14 protein-coding genes are annotated in these 18,773 nt (G+C 58.4%); 2 read left to right on the top strand and 12 right to left on the bottom strand.

Annotated elements, in window-relative coordinates; genetic code table 11:
* Positions 1–268: 268 nt before the first annotated feature.
* Entirely contained in the window at positions 269–478 is a 210-nt protein-coding gene (locus tag JQ641_RS10925) for a hypothetical protein (RefSeq protein WP_211996141.1), read from the top strand.
* Between the two features lie 678 nt (positions 479–1,156).
* On the opposite strand, the gene JQ641_RS10920 is transcribed toward JQ641_RS10925, so the two are convergent.
* The 4 genes from JQ641_RS10920 to JQ641_RS10905 all read right to left on the bottom strand — a co-directional run bounded on the left by JQ641_RS10920 (position 1,157) and on the right by JQ641_RS10905 (position 3,908).
* Positions 1,157–1,360 (bottom strand): hypothetical protein, encoded by a 204-nt coding sequence (locus JQ641_RS10920; protein ID WP_211995967.1) that lies wholly within the window; start codon positions 1,358–1,360, stop codon positions 1,157–1,159.
* 150 nt (positions 1,361–1,510) lie between these two features.
* Positions 1,511–1,834, bottom strand: a complete 324-nt coding sequence (locus JQ641_RS10915; protein ID WP_211995966.1) for a hypothetical protein — start codon at positions 1,832–1,834, stop codon at positions 1,511–1,513.
* A gap of 635 nt (positions 1,835–2,469) precedes the next feature.
* Positions 2,470–2,733 carry a hypothetical protein gene (locus JQ641_RS10910; protein ID WP_211995965.1) on the bottom strand — a complete coding sequence of 88 codons (264 nt, stop codon included), beginning with the start codon at positions 2,731–2,733 and terminating at the stop codon, positions 2,470–2,472.
* A 602-nt stretch (positions 2,734–3,335) separates the two neighbouring features.
* Positions 3,336–3,908 carry an ATP-dependent DNA ligase gene (locus JQ641_RS10905; protein ID WP_349628531.1) on the bottom strand — a complete coding sequence of 191 codons (573 nt, stop codon included), beginning with the start codon at positions 3,906–3,908 and terminating at the stop codon, positions 3,336–3,338.
* A 1,653-nt stretch (positions 3,909–5,561) separates the two neighbouring features.
* Here JQ641_RS10905 and JQ641_RS10900 point away from each other — a divergent pair.
* On the top strand, positions 5,562–8,666 hold the full coding sequence (locus JQ641_RS10900; RefSeq protein ID WP_211996125.1) for a helicase-related protein: 3,105 nt from the start codon (positions 5,562–5,564) through the stop codon (positions 8,664–8,666).
* A gap of 38 nt (positions 8,667–8,704) precedes the next feature.
* On the opposite strand, the gene JQ641_RS10895 is transcribed toward JQ641_RS10900, so the two are convergent.
* The 8 genes from JQ641_RS10895 to JQ641_RS10860 form a co-directional block, all read right to left on the bottom strand.
* Positions 8,705–10,186 (bottom strand): recombinase family protein, encoded by a 1,482-nt coding sequence (locus JQ641_RS10895; protein ID WP_211995964.1) that lies wholly within the window; start codon positions 10,184–10,186, stop codon positions 8,705–8,707.
* On the bottom strand, positions 10,176–10,661 hold the full coding sequence (locus JQ641_RS10890; RefSeq protein WP_349628530.1) for a DUF2924 domain-containing protein: 486 nt from the start codon (positions 10,659–10,661) through the stop codon (positions 10,176–10,178). Before JQ641_RS10890 ends, JQ641_RS10895 begins: the two co-directional genes overlap by 11 nt.
* Complete coding sequence (locus tag JQ641_RS10885) at positions 10,658–10,999, bottom strand: DUF3489 domain-containing protein (protein ID WP_211995963.1); 342 nt, start codon at positions 10,997–10,999, stop codon at positions 10,658–10,660. The genes JQ641_RS10890 and JQ641_RS10885 overlap by 4 nt, the downstream gene beginning before the upstream one ends.
* Before the next feature lie 464 nt (positions 11,000–11,463).
* Positions 11,464–12,912 (bottom strand): phage terminase large subunit, encoded by a 1,449-nt coding sequence (terL, locus tag JQ641_RS10880; protein ID WP_211995962.1) that lies wholly within the window; start codon positions 12,910–12,912, stop codon positions 11,464–11,466.
* On the bottom strand, positions 12,909–13,322 hold the full coding sequence (locus tag JQ641_RS10875) for a DUF5681 domain-containing protein (protein ID WP_211995961.1): 414 nt from the start codon (positions 13,320–13,322) through the stop codon (positions 12,909–12,911). Before JQ641_RS10875 ends, terL begins: the two co-directional genes overlap by 4 nt.
* Positions 13,319–14,776 (bottom strand): site-specific DNA-methyltransferase, encoded by a 1,458-nt coding sequence (locus JQ641_RS10870; protein WP_211995960.1) that lies wholly within the window; start codon positions 14,774–14,776, stop codon positions 13,319–13,321. Before JQ641_RS10870 ends, JQ641_RS10875 begins: the two co-directional genes overlap by 4 nt.
* A gap of 91 nt (positions 14,777–14,867) precedes the next feature.
* On the bottom strand, positions 14,868–15,344 hold the full coding sequence (locus JQ641_RS10865) for a hypothetical protein (protein ID WP_211995959.1): 477 nt from the start codon (positions 15,342–15,344) through the stop codon (positions 14,868–14,870).
* A 339-nt stretch (positions 15,345–15,683) separates the two neighbouring features.
* Positions 15,684–18,545 (bottom strand): ATP-binding protein, encoded by a 2,862-nt coding sequence (locus JQ641_RS10860; protein ID WP_211995958.1) that lies wholly within the window; start codon positions 18,543–18,545, stop codon positions 15,684–15,686.
* Between the last annotated feature and the right edge of the window lie 228 nt (positions 18,546–18,773).

Raw genomic sequence — 18,773 nt, 5'->3', positions numbered from 1 at the left:
GGATTGGGCGGGAGCACAACACTCTCAGTCACCGATATGCCGATGGCGGGGCGGTGATTGGGACAATCTGGCATTTCGGTCGCCTCCGCGCTGGTCAAAACAGCTCACTTTGTGAAAATACCAGATGACTCCGAAAAGGAGGGAATCCGCGGCCGCGATTAGACGATTAACTTCGGCATTCCCCGTAAGACAACTGTCGAAGGTATAAAAGCAAGGAGCGCATGTGGACGCCCCTGTCTCCTCGCAAACACGGGTTGGGGAACCTTCGATGCCTAAAGCATTTAGCTCAGGGTTGCTGCGCGTAAATCGAAACAAAGCAAGCGCAGTCTGGAAGGACCCCATGAATGTATTTCTTTTCTGCGCACTGTTATTCGTTTGCTCGTTTGTAGCCATTTGGGCATTTTGGTTTGTTGAGAAACTGCGCGGCGACAGCGCGCCGCAGGTCGTCGATTTGACTGCGCATCGCGCTCGTCGCTAACAGACTACGCGGCAGGCCCGTACAATTCAATCTAGGCGGGGTCGAGCCCCATGGCCCCAGCCCGCCCCTCGACGAGCTGGGGCCAATTCCTTTGCCCGCAGAATGGCGGGAGAGGCGGGGTTTTTGACCTTTACCCAGCTAGGTGACCGGCCGGGCCGGTATGGCCGATCGTCCAGCTTGGATACCAAGCCCTCCAGGCCCATCAAGCAGGCGTGTCGGAAAAATTCGGGACCAATCTCGCCCGCTCGATGTCGGAGAAGATCCCGTCCGCACGCCGTGACAGCAGCCGGGCACAGGCTCACCGGGGTAAGGCGGCTCACCATTGGTTACGATGAGGCCGCCTTAGTTGGCAAGCCAATGCACGCTTGACCAGATCAGGAGCAAGCCAACCCCCACAACGGCGGCGACGAGAGCCCAATCCCACTTCGTCAGAAGCTCAAACTCAAACATCCGCATTCCTTCGAGGGTTTTACTCTCGGGTGGGGGGGGCCTGCAGATGAACCAGCGAAGCTGATGAATGACCTTTGTCGCTGGACATCGTTCCCGCACAAGAAAGTGTCCGAAAGCCCCCGGCAACCATTGCCACCGGACGGGGAAGTATGGAGCGATACGGCCGGATACGGGGACATGAACGGGTTTTTCCTTGCGCTTCGCTGCGCGCCGGGCCGATCGTTTTGTCTAGGAGTCGGTCGGTTCGATATAGTCGCGGTGGAGCGAAGTCGATTGTCGATTGCCATCGAAACGAACAATTACGATGCCGCTGTCGAGCCGTCGTTTGACGACCGCTCCGACCTTGCCTGCAAGCCCCGGGCAGCGCTCCGCGCCGAGCGCGCTCAGCTTAAGACGATCGCCGGTCTGCGGTTTCAGTGGGGCGTCGGACAAGGACTGTCTCCCGCAATCAAGTCGTCAAGGAGGATTCCAACGGCCCCAGCTGGGGCAAGCTGAGGCCGCCTTGAAAGTTTTGCACCCCTGGGGCGGGCTGGGTGCGCTGACCAAATCTTGGCGCGTCGCATTGGTTCCACAACCTTATTTTCAGCAGTTCTGATCAGCCTTTTTTGCTAAAGGGTCAGCGCCATGGCCTTGCTGAGCTGCCGTCGGCTGTCCTTGCATTTGTTTTTGACTGTCCTGGGATGACGTCGCTACGTCTCCTGCCGCACGGTTCATTGAACCTGTCGGCGGGTGCTCGGCGGTAGTCGAGCTGGCACTGCCGATCGTCTGCCCGGTATTACCTGGCGTCGGTCCAGAGCCAGCATCCTGAGGGGATTTGCCACTGGTATTGCAGGGACCGGCTTGCGCGGTTGCAATATTCAACACCATTGCAGCGCAGGTGGCTAGAACGAGAACCCTTGTGATCATTTTTCCTCTCCTTGGGATCATCCTCAACAGTGGTATCCATCGGCCCCACTCAGAAGATTACGAGGAAAAGATGCCGGCAGGGGCAATGTTCCTCAGATCTGTTGTTTTTAGATCCTCCGCACGACGGCGCCCCCCCCGCCAAGCTTGAAATACGTTGCTTGGCGACGAGGGGTTTAGCCTGGATCTCCCAATTCCGCAGCACATCGAGTTACAGTGCGCCTGACGGGGCAGTTTCGATGATCTATGGGCGTACAGCATGGAACTCCGCGACGAGACCGCCACTAAGTGCACAGCATGTGCAGCGGCTGGCCAATACAATCCCGGCCACGCCAGCCGGCGCAGCTGCGCTTATTCAGCATGCCCTCGACGAGGACTTAAGTACCGATGAACGGTGGTGGCATATGACGGCGCTCAGGAGCGCGGTCGCGGCGCTCAACAGTATGGGCGCGTAAGGGCCGCTCGTCGCCCGGCGGGCTTTACGGTAACGACGCGTTAACGGGGAGTTGCCAGATTGGGCCTAGACCTTTCGTGCGAGGGGGCACACGGAAAGCCGTCACCACTCTCAACCCCGGTGGCGGCTTTTTGCTGCTTGGGGCACATCGGCCGATTCAAGGCCAAAGTGCCGAAAACCTGCGTTAAGCCGCGGTCCGTACCTGTTCGTGCTGCTGGATGAGACGCCCTTCAAGGCCGCCAATCGTCATCTTGAGATTGTCTCGCCGCTCGATCAGCGACCTCGCCAGTATCGGATACTTGGCGTTAGCTTGGTCGGAAATTCCGGTGCGCTCTTCTTCGGCTAAGATGTCGGATTCGATCAGTTGAACCGTGCGAACGAGATCAGCGAGTATCTTACGAATTACCGTGACCTCGCGCGTTGTGTCAAAATGGGGCTGCATGTTCATGGGCGTGCTCCGGATGTCTGAGTTCGGCACATCTAGGAATTTCTTGCCGAACAGTTGAAGCATCCATCGCAAGCGGCTTGCCAGTTGCGACCCCGTAAGAAGACGGTCATCTAGGCCCCACCGACCCCCGTTGGAATTTACCATTAACCACCTGCGGGCAGAGTCCCTCAGCGGCGGCTTTTTTCCTGCCTGTGAATTCGACTGCAGCAAGTCGTTGGCGCGGCTATATATATAGGCAAATCGACGCTGTTGGTATCCTGTGGATTTGCTGCGGATAACGGGTTTTCAGTTTGGAACGCGAAGTCCGTCAAATGAGCCTGAATTGGAACACGCGCTCAGGAAGATGTTACTGAAACTCAGAATTGCGTGGCGGGCTCGCACATTCAAGCGGGGGCGTGAGATGGGCATGCCGGTGGAAGAGGCCCGCACATATACTGACTATGAACTTCCTCTGACCGCGGCTGAAGCCGCATATGAGCGCGAGATGGATCGAAAGAGCGAGATCGTCGATCATGGTCGGCTGGCTTAATTTTAATGCCTCGTCCGTCACCAAGATCGGTCCTTGGCCCGCAACATGGCGGGAGAGGCGGGGTTTTTGATCTTTACCCAGTTAGGTGACCGGCCGGGCCGGTAGGGTCGATCGGCGAGCTTCGACACCAAGCCCTCGAGCCCATAAGGCAGGCGTGCCGGAAGAGTTCCGGCCCGATCTCGCCCCGCTCGAAATCGGAAATGAAGATGCCGTCAACACGCCGCGCCAGCAACCGGGCGAGGTTGGTCTTCCGCAGTGTGAGAGGCAGCTTCCGTATATCGTCCCCATCGGTCGCCAGCATGTCGAAGGCGTAGAACTGTACCTCGTCATTGTGCTTGCGGCTGTGCAGGCCGTCGAAGTCGGAGATCCCGTCGACACCGAGCAACACCGCTTCACCATCCAGGACGAAGGACGTCGACCGGATGCGCAGCGCAGCCTCGGTGATCAGCGGATATTTGTCGCTCCAGTCATAGCCATTCCGGGTGAACAGCCGAACCCGCTTGCCCTCGCGGTGCACGATCAGCCGGTAGCCATCGTGCTTGACCTCGTGGATCCAGCTTTTGGAGATAGGAACCTTACTGGCGCGGGTCGGGATGCAGGGTTCGAAAGCACTGGTACGCATGCGGGTTAGATAGGCGAGGGTCATTGAAAACGCGAGTCTACCGCGACTTGGACCAACTAAGGCTCCCCGATCGTCTAGCCGCCGGAATGCCGGCGGGCCCAAATCTTCAGCTAGCTCAGGTCCCATTCGACGTCATCGACAAGGAAGTGCATCAGCGGAAGTAGTTCGGTTGCCAAGTTCATGCTCTCGACAAGAGCTGCTTCATTTTTTGGCTCGCCCAGTGCCTGCCCAGCACGCTCCTGCATCCTCCCTAGTTTTTCCAGCACATCCGGAGCGAGGTTGCCGTTCTTGAGCGTAATAGATGGCGCCGCGAATCGGCGCGCACCTATACGGTGCCACGGTCGTGTGGGGCCTATCGAGGATAGTTGCGCTTCTCCCGGCTATTCACAGTGCCGCCAGCGAGAACAAAGCCTGAAGGCGCCATGCTGTTTCCGTGCTGCTCGGAACCGTTGGTAGTCACCCGTAACTGCTTGATTTCACTTGCACCGTTTAGCAGCGTTTAGCAGCACGGTTTTTGCCAAAAGAACAAACCGGAATTGGCGATAAACCCTTTATTTGCAAGGGTTTTTGGTGGCGATCCCAGCAGGATTCGAACCTGCAACCCACGGAGTAGAAATCCGTTACTCGATCCAAGGCGGGGTCGGTCAAATTGCGTCCCGGGTGTTCCATAACATTCGATACACGCGGTCTGTCGATATTAGTTTAGCCCTTGCTCAATATAGACGCGGTCGAGCAGCCGACCAAAGCGCCTAGCATAGGCTTCAATGTCAGATGCGATGGATTCCATCTGCTCGAGTGTCCAACTCTCCCTGTGTAATTTGACGCAATCCTTGCTCAGTGCGTACAGCCGAAAGTGCACGGATGGAGTTCTGTCGGCATTTGTTAGCATCAAATGTCCGTGCACAAACAAATGGCGATTCTTTTCGTACGATTTGAGCTGGGCAAGCAGCGGTTCAATGTCTTTCCGGTATTTTTCCAACGGCCCAGTCGCCTTAAATAGTACTGTTACCGCTTCGACGCGGGCGGCGGCATTGATCGGGGAACTGACCTTTCAGATCTCGATACGCCGGCCATTCCCAGAATTGCAAGCACATGTCGGCGAGCACAAATTCGATCTGAGCGTAGGCGCCAATAGCTTTGCCTCGCAGAAAGTACGCTTGGTTGGCAATCTGTTGAAGCTCAGGCGATAAACCGGAAGAGGTCTCTGGTGTCAAAGCACTGGTCCCGATGCTGGAAACGTTTGGACGATGATCTTTCCGGGAGCATCATATCCTTCAGGCTTGGGCGCTCCAACGCACGTGCAATCCCTTCGCAGTCGCTCCCAGGTCGTGTTTCTGGGGCTTTGCCTGAGATGCCGATGCCGCAGCCAGCCAAGCCAAATACTAGAAATGTTTTGCCGCTAGAGGCCCAAGAGGAGCCGCCAGAGACCGCGAATACGACGATCCTAAAGGTAATGACAGAACAAGACAGTCTACAGTGGCAATAATCTAAGGAAGCGTAGAAACTGGATAACTTCAATTTTGTTGACGATTCGCAGTAGCCGGGCTCTTGAATGACGATGGAAGTCTCGTGAAGAAAAGCAAGAAGGCCGACGCCAGCCGAGTGACCAAGAAAACCCCGACAAAGAAAGGCAAAAAGTTCTCGGGTTCGGCGATATCGACGTCCTCGCCTCTTGGCATGTTGGCGCTCCATCTTCGCGAACAGTGGAAAAAGTTCGGTCGCGACGGCTTGGTGTTCCTCGCGGAAGACGAGAACCGGGCCGAGCGGCTCGGCGGCATCGTCCATGCACTAGATCCATCGCTCGATGTTCTCGTATTCCCCAGATTGAATACATTGCCGTTCGATGGGCTGGAATCGTCGCGCGAGATCGCAGGCAGGCGGAGTTCGGTCTTGCGACGTCTTGCCAGAAGAAGGAAGCCGATTCTGCTCGTCTCGACGGCAGAGGCTATCATGGAGCGGCTGCCTTTACCGGCGAGTTGGTCGCGCATCAGCCTAAGTCTGAAAGTGCAAGCGTCGTATGCCGAGCGGGACCTCAAGGACCGCATGGAACAATTGGGTTACGATCTCGACGAAGAGGCAGAATATCCGGGCACCGTGCTCTTTCACGGCGCGACATTCGAGATCTTCCCTGCCGGTGCTCTCGGGCCGTACCGGATCGAGCATGCCGGTGGTGCGATCCGCAGAATTGTTGCCGTCGATCCTAATGAGCACGACGTCATATCCGATTTCAAGGAACTGATTGTCGATCCGATGTCGGAGCGCCTTGCGTTGGGCGGCAGCCGGGCGCTGCGGGCTACCTTCCTGGACTATTGCGGTCGGGCACGATGGATCGCGGATGCAAAAGTACCTGTTCACGCTGACAACTGGCTGAGTACGATCGAGGAGGCAGCCGGCCGCAGGGATTCGGAACGCGAGTATCTGGGGCGAGGGGATTGGAAGAAGCTGAAGAAGCGCATGAGCGTGCTTCCTGCTAAGACGGCGTTCGTGGCCACGCCCGATTTCTCGAAGGTTGCGGCACCGAGGAAAGCGTTTCGCGCGTTCGTGGCCAGGGCGGAACGCGCCAGTTCTCGTTTGCTCTTCGTCGCGGCGGTCGAAGACGATCTGCGCGCGATGGAGCGCATGAGTGGGGTCAGGGCGGAGCGTTTCGCCAACTGGGACGAGGCGGTGGAGGCAAGAAGACGCGAGGGCGCGCTGTTGGCCGACTTCGACGCGGGCTTTTTCGTTCCGGGCAAAAAACAGATCTCGGTTGTGACCGCGTCTGATGTGCTTGGTAGCCGTGCCCATCATCCGCAACCGATGGCCAAAGCTTGGACAGTTGCGTTCAATCACCCGGATATTCCCGAGCGCGGGGCGGCCGTCGTTCATCTCCAGCGTGGCTTGGCTCTACTGGATCGTTTGCAGACCCTCAACATGGGGAACGGTACAAACCGCGAGATGATCAGGCTCGAATTCGCGGGCGGTGATGCTGCGCTTGTTCCGCCTGCTGATCTCGCCTTGATCTGGCCGTACGCTGTTGAGCCCGGTAAGCTCACATTGGACAAGGCCGATGGCAGCACGTGGTGGAACAGACGTGGCGAGGCCGAGCAGGAAATCGAAGCAGCGGCCAAACAGCTTGCGAAACATATCGCTCAACGACGGCGCCGGCGTGCTCCCAAGCTGGTCGCTCCAGGGGCGGCCTATGAAAGATTCGTCGCGCGCTTTCCCTGGTTCACGACACCTGATCAGGCCAGCGCAATCCGGGACGTGCTGGACGATCTGGCGGCCGGTCACCCGATGGACCGGGTGGTCTGCGGTGATGTCGGCTTCGGCAAGACCGAGGTCGCCTTGCGGGCGGCGGCGGCTGTCGCGCTGTCAGGAAAACAGGTCGCTGTTGCAGTTCCCACCACCGTCCTGGCCAGACAACATGTCGAGACGTTTCGCAAGCGGTTCGGTCCGCTCGGGATAGAAGTGGCGAATCTGTCGCGGGCAGCAACGGCAGCGGAGATGCGAGATACGAAGGAAAAACTCCGCCGCGGCAAACTGAAAGTCGTAGTCGGCACACAGGCTCTCGCCTCGACCGACGTGAAATTTGCCGACCTCGGCCTCGTCATCATCGACGAAGAGCAGCATTTTGGTGCGGCGGAGAAGGGGAAACTTTCAGGCCTTGCGAAGGGCGTTCATGCCCTTTGGATGAGCGCCACGCCGATACCGCGCACGCTGGCGGCGGGTCTTGCAGGATTCCGGGACCTGAGCATTATTGCAACGCCGCCGGTTCACCGGCTGCCTATCGTCACCAGGGTTGCTCCGCTGTCGGACGCCGCGATCGCCGCGGCTTTGCTGCGTGAGCAGAGACGCCACGGGCAGAGTTTTCTGATTTGCCCCCGTATCCAGGATCTGGAGCCGATGCTGGCAAGAGTGAAGTTGACGGCTCCAGACCTTAGCATCGTATGTCTCCATGGCCGCTTGCCTGATGAGGATATCGACGATCGAATGATGAGCTTCGTCGAAGGTGAAGCTGACGTGCTGCTCGCGACCAATATCGTGGAGAGCGGCCTCGACATCCCCCGGGCGAACACCATCGTCATCTGCTGGCCGGAGAAGTTTGGTCTGTCGCAGCTTCATCAGCTAAGAGGCCGCGTCGGACGAGGCGGCACGCGTGCTTTCGCGTATTTGTTAAACGAGTCGAACTCCGAAAAATCCGAGAAGCGTTTGGCCGTGCTGGAGCAGTTCAGCAAGCCCGGCGCCGGCTTTGCCATCAGCGAGCGTGATCTGGATCTACGGGGCGCCGGAGACCTCTTCTCCGAACAGCAGTCTGGCCATCTGCAGGTATTCGGGCCAATGCTCTATAGCCATCTTCTCAAGCGGGCGTCGGAGAAGGGCGCCGACGGTGGCGCCGAGCTGTGGGTACCTGATCTGAACCTGCCGATCGCCGACATGCTACCCGCGGGCTACGTACAGTCGGACGCTGTTCGCCTGGAAATCTATGGCCGTATTGCCAGATGTCGCACCGAGGATGATCTCGAGGATTTGGAGGACGAAACCGCACGTCGTTTCGGCAGGCTGCCGCCGAAAGCGCGCGACTTTTTCGCGGCCGCAAGGCTCAGGCTCGATTGCAAGCAGCGCGGCATTATGAGGCTCGACGTCGGCCCCGAGGCTGTTGCGGCGACGTTTCTCCCCGGTCGGCTTCGCAAGTCGAGAGCGAAGTCGCTGGAGCGCGATGGCGATCGTGTGGTCTATTTGGGCAATCGCAATGCGAAGCCGTTCGACCGAATAAGCGACTTCCTTGAGTTGCTGGACGAGTAGTTGGCTAGAGCCGTTTCCATAGCGTTCGATCGACGAATTCAGCCGATCATCTCCCGCTGTACGGCCCAAGGTAACGGCAGCGTTTTGGGAATGTCCTTCAGAGCCATTGTGGCCTCGCCATTCAGGACGCTCATCGTCAATTCTGGCGGCAAGAACGCTAATCGCAGGCCTTGGCGAACCACTTTCGGATTGATGTTAGCCGCCGCAGCAAGGTCTTCAACGCACGCGTACCGACCCGCGGCTAGGTCTGCGAGCCACGCGTGAGCCCGGGCGACGGATTTCACAAGTTTTTCGTCGGTTTGGCCCGGCGCGCGCGTGATGGTGGCAACGCCTTTCGGCTTAGGTGACCAAGGAATGTCGATGGTTCGGTGCTTTCGCTTGATATTCCCTGCATCCACACGAATGCAAGCTGCTGATACCATCACTTTTACGATTTGATCGATCGCTATCCCGCGCTCTTCGGCCGCCGCCTTCACGAGATTTTCGACCTCGGGTGCTGATATTCGGGTCACAGTGCCGGCCTTGTGTCGGCGTCCGCGCATCGCAGTACTGACGTAGAATCGATACCGAACGTCGTTCTTGCTGGAAAAGCTGGGTCCCATGCGATTGCCCTTGTCATCGAAGAGCTTGCCTTGCAGCAGCGCGCCGCTTTCTGAAAACGTAACCCTGCGCCTCACAGTGTTGGATTTGAGCAGTTCCTGTACACGGTCGAAGGTTGAGCGGTCCAGGATCGGTTCATGCTCTCCCTTGAACCACTTACCTGCGTAATGGGTTTCGCCGATGTAAATCCTGTTCTTCAAGAAATAGGCGAGGGGTCCGTAGGTGAAGGGAATGCCGCCCCGATACTTTGCCACCTTTACATTGCGTCGCTTGGTGACGATCTTCCGACGGTCGAGTTCGGCAACCAGCTTGCTGAACGATCCCAACTCCAGATAGAGCCCGTAGATCGTTCGAACGGTTTCGGCCTCGGTCTTGTTGATGACGAGCTTCTTATCCCTCGTGCCGTATCCAAGCGGTACGGTCCCGCCGGTCCACTTCCCCTTGCGCCGGCTGGCAGCCACTTTGTCCCGGACCCGCTCGGCAGCTAGCTCCCGTTCGAACTGGGCAAACGACAGAAGTATGTTCAAGGTGAGCCGGCCCATGGACGTAGTCGTGTTGAACTGCTGGGTGATAGCGACAAACGAAACCGATTTGGCGTCGAAGGCCTCTACAAGTTTTGCGAAATCGACGAGCGAGCGGGTGAGGCGATCGATCTTGTAGACCACGACCACATCGACCTTGCCGACCTCAATATCCGCCAGCAGTCTTTTGAGGGCAGGGCGGTCGAGATTGCCCCCGGAGTACGCCGGGTCGTTGTACTGCTGAGGTAGGACTTTCCACCCCAGAAACGCCTGGCTTTTGATGTAGGCCTCGCAAGCTTCGCGCTGAGCGTCCAGCGAGTTGAACTCCTGCTCAAGGCCGTGCTCGGTTGATTTGCGGGTATAGATGGCGCAACGGATGACCTTGGTGTCATTTGCCATTGGAGGCCTCCTGACGCGCTAAAGACCGCAGTCCAAAGAATCGTGGGCCATTCCATTTCGTACCGGTTATCACGAAGGCGATTTCGGAGAGGCTGGTGAAGGTTTTGCCCGCGTGGGAAAATCCTTCAAGGAGCACCGTGACCCGGTAGGTCTTACCGTTCCAAGTCCTGACAAGCTCGGACCCCGGCTTGATCCTTTGGGTCAGCTCCAGGCGGCCTTTGGGCTTTGCCAAGGCGGCTTTCACCATCTGGCCGAGGAGTCGCCGGACGTTTGAGGGAAGGCCACCGTAGGCCTTCTCCTGAATTGTGTGCGCGATGCTGCGGCGCAGGAGATCCGGACCGAACGCCTTTGGTGGTTCGGACCGGAATAGCTCCCGGTAGCGCGTCCGCAGTTCGGCTATTGACGTTGTCGGCAGCTGAGCCAGCTCTGCCTCCACGGCTGGATCGGCTCCCATCGTTCGGATTGCGGATTTCACGATGCGGCGCTCGCCTTGACGATCCGATAGAGGCGCTTGCCGTCCACTTTCTCTGAGGTGAGGTTCAGCTTCAGCTTCTTCTTCACGACACCGGAGAAGAAGCCGCGCACCGAGTGCGGCTGCCATCCGGTGGCCTTAGTGATGGCATCAATGGTGGTACCCTTGGGCAGCCGAAGCAGCGCAAGAACCTTTTCCTGCTTGGACTGGGGACCGCCTTTCGGAGGGGCTTTGGAGTTGCGCTTCGCGCCCTGAGTCTTGCCAGCGGCGGTGCGGGCAAGAATGGACTTCTTCTTCGCCGCCATCTTTAAAGTTTTCGGTTTGGATTTGGCCTTGGCCATCTGGCTCTCCGTTTACAGAGACAGCATTACAGTGCTGCCACTGACACGAGCCCCGCAAAGAGCGGGGCAGGGAGCCGAGTTGCGCTAAACCAACCTTCGCAAAAGTGTCCGTTCTCCTAAGCGGCGCACAGTACCGCTCCAATGAACGCTGAAGTCCAGCGAATTCGCGAGCAATATTCTCGCTCTTTTGCGGGCTAAACGATAACAAGATGCGCAGCCGAGGCCCAAAAAAAGCACCAAAGTCGGTGCTTTTCCTATCTGGTTGCCAGAACGGCTCGCGAATACGACGCGTTCTTATACCCCTCCAGCCACTTAAGTCTGGTCGGGCTTCCACTCGAGCGCCGGACTGCTTTTATCGGTGGTCCTTTTGCTCGAGCTTGTGACCATGTGGGCGCCCATACTGCCGGCGGAGTCGAGTGGAAAGCGAGCAATCTGATCGCGTCTTTGGCGGTATATCGATCATCTTATAACTGGGCCAACCAACGGCGATAGGGCACGTCTGTGTCACCGACCCAGGACATTGTACTGTCGTACTCGTTGTCATCGAATTGATAGGCCAGCGCCTGGGTGATGGAGTCGACAATGTCGTCTGTTTTTGCCTGCGGGAAGCTCAGCAGCTCGGTCCTGAGTTCAGGCAGGTAAGGTGCGGCCCTTGGCAATAGAACTAACCCCTGCGCAAATTTGTCCTGTTGGACGTACAGCCGCTCGACCTTATCGCCCCGGGGTTTGATTGCTCGAGCACTATTAATACCAAAGGCCTGCAGTTCTTGGACCAGCGACGTGCCCGTGGAAGTATCTTCGACCAGGATTCTCTTTGGGTTGTACTTGTTGGCAAGCTCGATAGCTTGTTTGCGCAACTCAGGAAATTCGAAGCGGCTCCGAACCATGTCGACCAGATAGTGTTGCGGCCCTAGCCGTAGCCATGTGGTGCAAACACTGTAGGAGTTCATGATGCCGGTCTTGCTGGCTGTGTCCCATGATTGAATGATGTCGGGACGGCCAGGTATATCAGGAAGGCTGTCGTAATAACGTAGCCATGGTGTCTGAATCATTGATCCACCGGGGGGGACCGGCGTCTGCTGGTACTGAGCGGCGAAGACATCTAATCCAATGCGATGGCGAAACTGCTCGAGGAATTCTAGTGGTTCACGTTCCGGATGGAGAGCCTCGCCGGCTTTTCTAACGTGGAAGCGATCGACGCCGATGGGCACGTGTTCGTCGCTGTCCGCGATCGCCGGAAGCTTCAAAACATCCCAATCATTGAAATTGTCCAGCAGATATCCTGTGAGGTCTTGCATGTGGACCCGCTGCATCACCACTATGATCACGCCGGTCCTTTTGTCGTCCAGCCGCGACATCAGTGTCGAGGGGAACCACTCGTTGGCTTTGTTTCGCTGCAAGTCCGACAAGGCATCCGTTGGCTTTAGCGGATCGTCGATGACGAAAGTGTCCCCGCCCAAGCCTGTAAGGGTGGCTCCAATCGATGTCGCTTTTCGGAACCCTCGCTTCGTCGTGTAGATGTCTGAGTTCGCCGCACGTGCGACTCGCATTCCAGGGAACAGCTGACGATACCATTGTGATTCCACGATAGCTCGAAATTGAGCAGCGTGTTCGGCAGCTAGTTCTTCGCCGTAAGAGATCGCAAACGTCTTGCGGTGTGGAAAGTGACCTAATAAAAACGCCATGAAGGCGACCGTCACGCTCATCGATTTTAGCGAGCGGGGCGGCATGTTAATGATGAGCCGTGTCACCTCACCTCTTAGAACACGGTTCAGACGATGGGCGATCGCTTCAAGGTGCCAGTTCGGCTTGAATTCGGCACCTGGATTTAGCGTGAGAAAGCAGCGGTGCAGGAAGACCATGAAATTGGTTCGCATAGCTGCGTTCAAGAAATCCTGATCCTTGCGTTTCATTCCGGTTCTCCGTTTTGCTTATCGGCAGTGTTCAGCCTTGCGGCAAACGCCTCGAGGACGGCGCGATCATCGTCGCCGAGGTCTTGCGGTGGCAGGTCGCCCGAGACCATGGCCGCGTAACGATTGAGTACGAATGCCGCGGTCTTGGTGTTGCCCTTGAGGGCCTCTTCAACCATTTTCAAGATGATGCCTTCCAACACGGAGATCTTGCGCGTCCGCCCGTTCGAGCGGCTTTCGATCTTGCGCTCAAGAATCTCGCGCACCAGGGTCGACTCGTTCTTGGAACCGCGTGGCCGCCCCTTTGGATTTCCAGATTGACCCGGCTTGAATCGGTGCTGTTGTGGCGGCCGGCCGTATCCAACACTCAGATCCTTCCTCTTGCGGCCGCGGGGGCTCGGATCGGCACTCACGACGTCCTCCGTCGAGCGTAGCCGACTCGGGCTGCGACCTCGTCGAAGGTCTCACCGGTACGCTCAAGGACTGCGTCCTGTTTCGTAAACTGTTGCCAGCGGCGAATGGCGACATCGACGTACAGCGGATCAATCTCGATACCGAAGGCGCGCCGGCTGACCTTCTCAGCGGCGAGGAGGGTAGTTCCTGAGCCCATGAACGGGTCCAGCACGATGTCGCCCCGCCGCGAACAGTCGCGCATGGCATCCGCAACGAGTGCGACGGGCTTGACTGTGGGATGGACGGAAAGGTCGTCCATCCGGCCCGTCCGGAAGGAGTTTACGCCGGCGTAGGTCCAGACGTTCGAGCGGTTGCGGCCATGTTTCCCAAGCTCGACATTGTTGATGTGGGCACCGTCGCCGTTCTTGAAGACGAAGATCAGTTCGTGTTGGGAGCGATAAAGGCTGCCCTGACCGGCGTTGCTCTTTGTCCAGACGATGAGGTTCTTTTGCTCTCCGAACACGGCTTCGCCGGCGGTCACCACCTCGATCGTGTGACGCCAATCCATAAATACAAAATGGATTGAGCCGCGGGCCGAGAATGTCGCGGCGTGCATCATGAAATCCTGCAGGAATTTGGTGAATGATGCTCGCGACTTTTCGCCCGAGGCTTCTTTAAATTCGCGGTGCTTGGTTTTTCCGCGGCCGACGACGTTGCGTATCTTCGTGTTGAACGGCGGGTCCGTGATGACCATGCTTGCTACCTGGTCATGCATCAGTCGCTCGAAGTCGCCGAAGTTGGTGGCATCGCCGCAAACAATGCGATGCGCGCCGCAGCGCCAAACGTCTCCTTTGGTGCTGATGGCGAAATCTTCCGCGGCGACGGCATCGTCGACAGGATCCTCGTCCGGATCCACAAGTTCGCCCATTAGGATATCAATTTCAGGAACCTCAAACCCCGTGAGCTCAATGGAGAGATCAATCTCTGGCAGTATTGTCTGGAGTTCCAGGAGCTCGAGCGCTAATAAGGGGCGGTCCCAAGCGGCAGTCTCCGCCAGCTTGTTGAGAGCGAGTGCTAGGACACGCTTTTTGGTATCGGACAGCCCGGTCAGAACGATGACTGGAACTCGGGTCATCTCTGCCGCTTTTGCTGCTTCAAGTCGCGCGTGTCCGCCTAGAACCCGCAGATTTTCGTCGGTGATGATAGGTTCAACGAAGCTGAATTCCCGGATGTTCTTGGTGAGCTGCGCGATTTTTTTCTTGGAATGTCTGCGCGTCCGGCGCGCGGCGGGCCTCAGCCGATCAATCCGGACGTGTTGCAGTGACCAAGGCAGGTTGGGCGCCGCGGACGATTGCCGTGCCGCGATTGCAATCGGCTCAGCTTCGAGAGCGTGTTTCGTCAAAGGCGACGTACGCGCTTGGCGACGCTTGTGAAGGCCGACGCTTGACGCTTTGATTGACTTTGGGCCTGGCATCTGAGGCTCCTGTTGAAAACGGAGCCCTGAATAAGCATCAAGATTTGGCCTGGCGCATCAAGAGTCGAACAAGTTTAGCAATATCAGTGAGTTAGTGACCGGCTTCCGAGTCCAATGTCGGCTTCCCAGTTAGATATCCCACACCGAGTCGAGCAATCCGGAATCTCATTAGCGCCACTACATTGCGGCGCGCTCCCCAGATCGGGCTGGTGCTCACAGCTAAATGGTCGCGGGATTGCCGGCGCAACTGCCAGAAGCCGGACTTAACCAAGGCGCTCCGAACCGTCTCTTTTGAGAGAGAGGTTGGAAACTCCTCGTACCAAATTGAGCGATCACCAGCTCTGAAATAGCAAATCTCGTAAACCGGAACTTGGCGCCTTGCCATATCCGCCAACGTCTCGTTGACGTACGCATGCAGCGCATCCAGTTTTGGCAGCCGCCCAGCAATGCGTACGTACTCTTCCGAGGAGCGGTTGGCGAAAGTCTCGCCCATCCAATGGGAGATGATGCTTAAAGCAATCCGCTCCTTTGAAGTGACGCCGTGATTCACGCGAGATTTCGTGGGCATCGGTTGGTCTCCTTTCTCCCAAATATAGGGTCGAAAGTTGGACCCGCAAATTCGCGTAATGAGCGGTTATGGAACTGTTGGCTGCCGTAGGCGACGGTTCGTCAACTCCCTAGTCTTCTAAACGTACCCAGGTAAGAGTGGCCAAATACACAAGACATCCTAGTTTCGAGAACCCGGGTGAGTTTTGGACGAAGCCGGATTCTACCGTCCGTAGTTGGCTGCGAAGCTGACTTACCTGGCGTATAACCCCTGCCGCGGGGTTGCTGGCGGAATGCTGACGATAAGCACGGAACGGTGCACGTAGCTCGAACCTGACAAGGTCGGTGCGGCAGGACCACGCTATGCCGATGGCCCATTTAGCAGCGCTCTTGCCGCGCGCAAATCTGGCGCATCGAACCCTTCGGTAAAGCGATTATAGACTCGCGCCAAAGTGCGCCTCACCTCGTCATGGTGACCCTCGGCCGCGCATAACTGGGCACGGCTAAGGGCAATCCGCAGCTCCCAAAACAAGGCGCCCTGCTCACGAGCGATTTCGTTTGCTATCCGAAAGCACTCTTCCGCCTCGATAGCGGGCGAAGTTTTCGACCGCAGCATTAATTCGCCCTTCATACGCATAAGCTCCGCCTTGTACCAACCCTCTTCGTTTTTGCCTGCCCACGCGATTGCACGCTGCAAAGTCGAGCCAGCCTCCTCAAGACGACCAAGCCCGGCCAAGCCTTCTGCAAGACAACTGAGGAACTGGACATAGTGCATCTGCCAACCTGACCGCTCGCAGGCTTCCAATGTCTGCGATATCAACTCAACGCCTCGACCGAATTCACCACGTTCGATCAGCAGCTGTCCTTTCCAGCAGGTCGCCATCATCTTCCACAGAGTTGCATCGAGGCGTGCCGCCCAGTCGCTCATCGCCGCGATAGCGCGTTCGGCGGCTGCAAGATCACCCGTCATCAGCGCGATCGGGCACAACGCATCGTGCACGACCCAGCAGACGGTGATTCCCGCACCGGACGATTGAGCCATCTCGAAGCTGGACCGGGCCTCCGCGTAGGCTCGATCTATGTAGCCACGAAGGCTGAGCACGCGCGCTAGTCTCACGCGCGCTAACACTTGCGGGTCGCGGCGGAACAGCATCGAGTGATGCCCGTCCGAGGGAGCGACATAGAAGTCGACCACGCGCTGGAGGTAGTCTTGTGCGTCGGTCAACTTGCCTGCAAAGAGCAGAGAGGCGCCGAAAATGCGGTCGCCTACTAACTTCATGGTATCGCCGCCGCGTGTTGTGACGGCGGCAAGGTGCTGAGCGGCAGTCAGTGCGGCTTTATGGTGGCCAGACGTGAACTCGAGGGACCATTGCAAGTAGAGTAGGCCTGCCTGTAAATCCAGGTCATCGATGTCCGCAGCGAGATCTATCGCCTTCATGAGCGCAGCGCGAGTGCGCTCGACCGGCGCAAATGTCATTGTGAGCGCCTCTTCGTAGGCAATCCACATGCGAAACTCCGTCGCCTGGCTCAACTGGAGGCCAGGCGACCGCGTCGCCAGCATGCTTTCGACACGGTCGCGACACTCTCCCATCAGCGACAACATCTGCCAGATGGGCGCGAACGCAGCTGTAAGCTTCGCGCCGATTTCGGCATCGCCACCGGGCGAGAACGTCCAGTCGAGCGCAGCGCGGACATTGTCGAGTTCGCGACAGCAGCGCGCTACATCATCGCGACTGAGCCACGCTTTCGCGCCGGCCGCTATTGGAGAAACGAGATCCTGGAGATATTCGGCATGGCACCGCGCGGCGCCCGGATACTCACCATGTTGGGTGAGCTTCTCCAGCGCGTACGCGCGTATCGTCTCGAGCAGGCGCCATCGCATTGGCGGCGTCGAATTGACGCGCTCGCAGAGCGACTTGGACACAAGGCTGGACAACTCCTCGACGATCGACTGACCGGATCGGCCTATAACGCCCACGGCCTCGGCGGCCTCGAACGTAAATCCCGCTGGGAAGACTGCAAGGCGACGCAGCAGGCGTTGCTCTTCCTCCGAGAGTAGCTCGTAGCTCCAGTCAAGCGCGGCGCGCAAGGTTCGATGCCGCGGGATCGCGGTGCGACGTCCACTGGTCAGCAGCGCAAAGCGATTGCGCAGGCCGGCAGCCACCTGTTCGGTTCCGACAAAGGCTGCGCGCGCCGCAGCAAACTCGATGGCGAGCGGAATGCCGTCGAGGTGTCGGCAGATCTCGGCGATCGACAGAAGATCCTCTGGCTGTGGCGAAAAATCGGTGTCCAGTGCCTTTGCCCGGGTGATGAACAGCTCCACGGCACTGTGGCCGAAGATGATGTCGGGTGCCTCTTGGTCAAGCGCGGGCACGTCGAGCGCCGGCACGCGGTAGACGGCCTCACCTTGGATCCGCATGACTTCGCGGCTGGTCGTCAGAACCGTGACGCGCGGGCACAAGCGCACCATGGCCTCTACCAGGTTGGCCACCGCGTCGATCAGATGCTCGCAATTATCGAGCACGAGTAAGAGTTGCCTGTCGCCGATGCCGTGCGCGAGCGACTCCGCCGTGACCCGCTCGCCGCCGAGCTTCAGTTCCAGCACGCCGGCCACCGCGGACGGCGCGAGAGCGGCGTCGGAAAGCGACGCCAGTTCGACGAGCCACGCGCCATTCTCGAAGTCGGTGAGCAAACCGCGGGCGGCCTTAACAGCAAGCACCGTCTTTCCGATCCCCCCCGGTCCGGTCAAGGTCACCACGCGATAGGCGGAGACGAGGTCACGCACGTGCTGCACCGCCGTCGACCGGCCGACGAGCTGGCTGACGATCACTGGGAATTTGGTGGACGGGCGCTCTGCGGATTGGGGGCGGGGCAGGGGCGTCGCCTCGGTCGTCTCGCCGTGCCGAACGGTCCAATCTCCGACCAGTCGGTACCCCCGACCGTGTGACGTCTTCAACATGCCACGATCCCTGCCGAGCGCCTTGCGGACAGCGGATATGTGAACTTGAAGCGTATTGTCCCCGACGATGGCGCCTGGCCAGATGCGCTCCATCAGATCATCTTTGGTGACGAGCTGACCGCCCGCCCGGATCAGGACCTCGACGATCTCAAACGCACGGTTGCCGAGGGCTATGGGCGCACGGCACGACCGAAGCTCACGTCGGCCGAGATCGACCTCCCATGGCTTGCAGGCGTAGATCAGATTTGGAACTACTCCGGACATCCTGAACTCTTGGTGGGGACTGCTCACGCCGCGTACAATTGAAGCTCGAAAGCGGTATCAAAACACCGTTAAGCCAAGCTCCCACCCGTGTCGACGGTTGCCACGACTAGCCCGTGTCGGCCAGATTGCGGACCCGTCCGCGCATTTCGCCCCCGAGATTGAATGCTTAGCAGCTTTGCTGACAACAGGCGGCGGTGCAAGGCGCTGTGCCGGTTCCCCGTGCACCGC

Source organism: Bradyrhizobium sp. JYMT SZCCT0180 (assembly GCF_018130165.1).
Classification (GTDB): Bacteria; Pseudomonadota; Alphaproteobacteria; order Rhizobiales; family Xanthobacteraceae; genus Bradyrhizobium.
This window is presented reverse-complemented; position numbering and strand designations above follow the sequence as displayed.

What these genes read in the sequence shown, in the direction of transcription:
- JQ641_RS10925 (WP_211996141.1), top strand. Translation starts at nt 269, where the DNA reads ATGCCTAAAGCATTTAGCTCAGGGTTGCTGCGCGTAAATCGAAACAAA.
- JQ641_RS10915 (WP_211995966.1), bottom strand. Translation starts at nt 1,834, where the DNA reads ATGATCACAAGGGTTCTCGTTCTAGCCACCTGCGCTGCAATGGTGTTG.
- JQ641_RS10910 (WP_211995965.1), bottom strand. Translation starts at nt 2,733, where the DNA reads ATGAACATGCAGCCCCATTTTGACACAACGCGCGAGGTCACGGTAATT.
- JQ641_RS10905 (WP_349628531.1), bottom strand. Translation starts at nt 3,908, where the DNA reads ATGACCCTCGCCTATCTAACCCGCATGCGTACCAGTGCTTTCGAACCC.
- JQ641_RS10900 (WP_211996125.1), top strand. Translation starts at nt 5,562, where the DNA reads ATGTTGGCGCTCCATCTTCGCGAACAGTGGAAAAAGTTCGGTCGCGAC.
- JQ641_RS10895 (WP_211995964.1), bottom strand. Translation starts at nt 10,186, where the DNA reads ATGGCAAATGACACCAAGGTCATCCGTTGCGCCATCTATACCCGCAAA.
- JQ641_RS10885 (WP_211995963.1), bottom strand. Translation starts at nt 10,999, where the DNA reads ATGGCCAAGGCCAAATCCAAACCGAAAACTTTAAAGATGGCGGCGAAG.
- terL (WP_211995962.1), bottom strand. Translation starts at nt 12,912, where the DNA reads ATGAAACGCAAGGATCAGGATTTCTTGAACGCAGCTATGCGAACCAAT.
- JQ641_RS10870 (WP_211995960.1), bottom strand. Translation starts at nt 14,776, where the DNA reads ATGCCAGGCCCAAAGTCAATCAAAGCGTCAAGCGTCGGCCTTCACAAG.
- JQ641_RS10865 (WP_211995959.1), bottom strand. Translation starts at nt 15,344, where the DNA reads ATGCCCACGAAATCTCGCGTGAATCACGGCGTCACTTCAAAGGAGCGG.
- JQ641_RS10860 (WP_211995958.1), bottom strand. Translation starts at nt 18,545, where the DNA reads ATGTCCGGAGTAGTTCCAAATCTGATCTACGCCTGCAAGCCATGGGAG.